The organism is Arthrobacter sp. CG_A4 (assembly GCF_035985125.1).
Classification (GTDB): domain Bacteria; phylum Actinomycetota; class Actinomycetes; order Actinomycetales; family Micrococcaceae; genus Arthrobacter.
Genome location: NZ_JAXCID010000091.1, coordinates 1 through 2,949, shown reverse-complemented (window position 1 = coordinate 2,949; position 2,949 = coordinate 1). Strand labels below are relative to the sequence as shown.

3 protein-coding genes are annotated in these 2,949 nt (G+C 66.7%); 2 read left to right on the top strand and 1 reads right to left on the bottom strand.

The window, feature by feature from the left end; all coding sequences use genetic code 11:
- Positions 1–195 precede the first annotated feature (195 nt).
- Positions 196–489, bottom strand: coding sequence for a transposase (locus tag RCH07_RS19100; RefSeq protein WP_326969070.1), 294 nt, complete (start codon positions 487–489; stop codon positions 196–198).
- 57 nt (positions 490–546) lie between these two features.
- On the opposite strand from RCH07_RS19100, the gene RCH07_RS19095 reads away from it, so the two are divergent.
- Entirely contained in the window at positions 547–2,028 is a 1,482-nt protein-coding gene (locus RCH07_RS19095) for an Ig-like domain-containing protein (protein WP_326969069.1), read from the top strand.
- A gap of 178 nt (positions 2,029–2,206) precedes the next feature.
- On the top strand, positions 2,207–2,949 hold a 743-nt coding region (locus tag RCH07_RS19090), incomplete at its 3' end, for a copper resistance CopC family protein (protein ID WP_326969068.1).

The following is a 2,949-nucleotide window of genomic DNA, read 5'->3' as shown; positions in this document are numbered from 1 at the left end:
GGCCGGCCCGGCCCTTTTCCTTGTTGAACAGGCCTGTGACCTCCTTGACGAGCTTGTCGCGCCGCACCGTGCGCGGGGACGGGCCCTTGGGCCTGCGCCACCGGTAGAACGAGGCCCGGGAGACCTTCAGGGTCCGGCACAGCCGGGCAATCGGATGGTTCGCCTTCTCTGCTTCGATGAACTCGTAGAAATCCTCTACCGTTGCTTCGCTGCAAAGAAGGCGCTGACTTTTCCCAGGAATTCGACGTCCTGCTTCAGCTTCGCGTTCTCGGCCACCAGCTTCTGGTGTTCTTCCCAGGGCACCGGCGCTTTCTCCTCGGATGTGAACCGCTCCGGATGGTCGGCGCGGTACGTGCGCACCCAGTTCCCCAACGTACCGACGTTGACGCCGATATCGGTACAGACCTGGGCGATCGGCCGGCCGGAGGAAATCACCAACTCCACGGCATCATTCTTGAACTGCTGCGTGTACTTCTTACGATCGGTCATGCGAAAAAGGGCTCCTAACAACCTGTCTCACAAAACCATACGGCCGCACTCAACCCGATGATGCCGCTGGGCGCCAAGGGCTCGACGACCGGCCCGAACGGGTCCGAAACCGGGTTCAACAACACCGACACCAACGGCAACCCGATCGCGCCGATCAGCAACGACATGACCAACTTCGGCTGGGAATACGTGTGGCACTGCCACATCCTCAGCCACGAGGAGATGGACATGATGCGGCCCATCTCGGTCAGCGCGCCCCGCACGCTCCCCGACGCGTCGGTGGTGAGCTTCACTCGACCCACGAGTGACGTGCTGCTGAGCTGGACCGACGGCACTCCGGTGACGATGACCGATCCCACGACCTGGGGTAACGCAAAGAACGAGATCGGCTACAAGATCGAGCGGGCACCAATAGTCAACGGAACGCTGGGCGCGTACGTGCAGTTCGCCACCACACTGGCAAACGTCACCACCTACACCGACGTCACCGCGGGGACCGGGGAGTACGCCTACCGGGTCACGGCGTGGAACGCTGCGGGGAACACGGTGTCCGCACCGATATTCACCGCTCCCACTACGCCGACGATTACTGCGCAGGACCCCGCATCCGGGGCCACCGGGGTGGCGGCCAATGTTCAGCCAAGCGTCACGTTCAACGAACCCGTCACCGGCGTCAGCGACACCACGTTTACGTTGAAGCAGGGCACCACGGCCGTTCCGGCGTCGGTGACCTACAACACGACGACGCAGACGGCCACCCTCGTCCCGACGGCGGCACTTACCGCTGACAAGCCCTACACCCTCTCGTTGACCACGGCCATCAAGAGCGTGTCGGGCGGATCGCTAGCGGCGACGAGCTGGGGCTTCATCACCGGACCCAGCCCGACGGTCACCACAACCAACCCCGTGGACGGCGCCACCGGCGTCGGCCTGGGAACGGTCAACAAGCGGACCCCGATGAGTGCGACGTTCAGCGAAGCGGTTACGGGCCTACCCGCCACCGCCGCCAGCACGCCGAACTTCACCCTGAAGCTGGGCACAGCGATTATTGGCTCGAAGGTGACTTACAACGCCAAAACCCGGGTCGCCACGCTGACACCGGACGCCCCGTTGGTCGGTGACAGTACCTACACACTGTCACTGGGCAGTGCTATCACGGACGTGGCCGGCAACCTGCTCGCCGCGAAGACGTGGACCTTCATCACCGGTCCCGCACCAGTCGTGACGGCTCGGACCCCGGCGGTGAACGCAACCAGGGTCAGCCGGACGGCGAACATCACCGCAACCTTCAGCGAGGCGGTCACCGGTCTGCCGGGCACGGCAGCGGCGAGCGCGAACTTCACCATCAAGCGCACGTCGACAGGCGCCGCCGTCACCTCGGTGGTCAGCTACTCCAGCCTCACGAGGGTGGCAACGCTCAACCCGACCGGCACGCTACGGGCCAACACCCAGTACACCGTCACCCTCAGCAGCGGAATCAAGGACACCGCTGGCAACCTGCTGACTCCCGTCACCTGGAACTTCACGACGGGCAACTAGCACCTCCCGCAACGCTCACCGCCGCCCGGCCGCCAGGCCGGGCGGCGGTGAGCGTTGCTAGCCCCGCATCGGCACTGCTAACCAGGACGAGGAGACGATCATGTCAAGAGGAACGCCCCATGGGACCCGGGACCAGGAATCCCGAGCCCGGGGACCCCTGGTCCGGCGGCTCCTCGGGATGTTGATCGCTGCGCTGACCATGGTGCTGGTGGTGCCTGCGGCCCCAGCCTGGGCGCACGCCGAGCTGGTGTCCACGACGCCGGACGAGGGCGCGGTGGTGGCCGAGACGCCGAGCCCGGTGGAACTCGCCTTTGACGAGTCAGTCTCCTTGGTCCCCGACGGCTTCCAGCTCTACGACGGCAGCGGTGGTCATCGCACTGTGCCCGTAGAGGCGGTGGACGCGACTGTCCGGGTCACCCTGCCGTCGGACCTCGCCGAGGGCAGTTACGTGCTTGGCTGGCGGGTGATTTCCGACGACTCCCACCCTGAGTCCGGGGTGCTGCCGTTCGCCGTGGGCCGGGCCGGCGCATCGGTCCCGACCATCGTCGAAAGTGACACCTGGCCGGTGGACGTCCTGCACGGGGTGCTCACCGCTTTCGGCTATTTGGGCCTGTTCTGTCTTGTGGGTTTCACGGTTTTCGACCTGTTCGTCGCCCGCACGACCGCGGCGGGTCGTCGGCTGCCGAGGGTGGCCGCGCTCGTCGCCGTGAGCGCTTACGTCGTACTGGTGCCCCTCACCGCGGCGCGGGAGCGGGGGTTGGGTCTCGGCGCGCTCGTGGATCCAGCGGTCGTCACCACGGGATGGTCGGGGGGGGGGGGGGGGGGGGGGGGGCCCGGGGGGGGGGGGGGGGGGCCCCCCCGGGGGGGGGGGGTTTTGGGCCGTGCCTTGGCCCCGGCGTGGGTGGGGGGCGTCCAGAAGGC